Origin of the sequence: Streptomyces europaeiscabiei (genome assembly GCF_001550375.1) — a bacterium.
GTDB classification, from domain to species: Bacteria; Actinomycetota; Actinomycetes; order Streptomycetales; family Streptomycetaceae; genus Streptomyces; species Streptomyces europaeiscabiei.
Genome location: NZ_LRTR01000789.1, coordinates 1 through 1545 on the forward strand (window position 1 = coordinate 1; position 1545 = coordinate 1545).

1 protein-coding gene is annotated in these 1545 nt (G+C 76.4%); it reads left to right on the forward strand.

Annotated features, from left to right (window positions below):
• Positions 1-1545 (forward strand): acyltransferase domain-containing protein (locus AWZ10_RS38785; RefSeq protein ID WP_159058518.1); only part of this gene is annotated, 1545 nt, incomplete at both ends.

Here is a 1545-nt window from a genome sequence, read left to right on the forward strand (position 1 = left end):
CGTCGTCGGCCACTCCCAGGGCGAGATCGCCGCCGCCTGCGCCGCCGGAGCGCTCAGCCTGGAGGACGGCGCCCGCGTCGTCGCCCTGCGCAGCCGCGCCATCACGCGCATCGCCGGAACCGGCGGCATGATGTCCGTGCCGCTGTCCGCCGAGGACACCCGCGCCCGCATGGCGCCCTGGGCGGACCGCCTGGCCGTCGCCGCCGTGAACGGGCCCGCCACCGTCGTCGTCTCCGGCGAGGCCGAGGCCCTGGACGAACTGCACGCCGCCCTCACCGCGGACGGCGTCCGCGCCCGCAAGGTCGACGTCGACTACGGGTCGCACTCCGCGCAGGTCGAGGCCATCCGGGACACCGTCCTCGACGCCCTGGACGGCATCACCCCGCACGACGCCGAGATCCCCTTCCGCTCCTCCCTCACCGGCGACTGGCAGGACACCACCGCGCTCGACGCCACCTACTGGTACACCAACCTGCGCGAGACCGTCCGCTTCGAGGAGGCCGTACAGGGCCTGATCGCCGCCGGACACCGCACCTTCATCGAGGTCGGCCCGCACCCCGTGCTCGCCGTCGGGCTGCGCGACACCCTCGACGCGGCCGGCGTGGACGGTGCCGTCCTCGGCTCCCTCCGCCGCGACCAGGGCGGCCTCAGGCAGTTCCTCACCGCGCTCGCCGAAGCCCACGCGCACGGCGTCGACGTCGACTTCGAGACGGTCTTCGGCGGCACCGGCGCCGCCCGCACCGACCTGCCCACCTACCCGTTCGAGCACCAGCGCTACTGGCCCACCCTCCGCGAGACCGCCGCGACCGGTCACACCACCGACGCGCCCGACGCGGACTCCGTCGAGGCCCGTTTCTGGGAGACCGTCGAGCAGGAGGACCTGCGGAGCCTCAGCGACGCCCTCGACCTGGCCGCCGACGCCCCCCTCAGCAGCGTCCTGCCCGCCCTGTCGAACTGGCGGCGCACCCAGCGCGAACGCGCCACCACCGACGCATGGCGCTACCGCGTCTCGTTCAGCCCTCTCACCCCGGGCCCCGCCACCCTCACCGGCACCTGGCTGCTCCTCGCCCCCGCCGACACCACCGGGCACGCCCGCATCGCCGACGCCGTCGCCGACGCACTCTCCGCGGGCGGCGCACGCACCGTCCGGCTGATCACCGTGCCCGACGGCGCCCTCGACCGCGCCGCCCTCGCCGGCCTGCTCACCACCGCCGAGGACGCCGCACGCCCCGCCGGTGTGCTCTCCCTCCTCGCCCTGGACACCCGCGCCCACGCCGACCACCCGGCCGTCCCCGTCGGACTCGCCGGCACCCTCGCCCTGGTCCAGGCCCTCGGCGACCTCGACATCGACGCCCCCCTGTGGTGCGCCACCCGTGGCGCCGTGGCCGTCGGCGGCGCCGACCTCGCGCCGGACCCCGCCCAGGCCCTCCTCTGGGGCTTCGGCCGGGTCGCCGCCCTGGAACATTCCGACCGCTGGGGCGGCCTCATCGACCTGCCCGCCGACCTCGACGCCCGCGGCGCCACCCGCCTCGCCGCCCTCCTCGC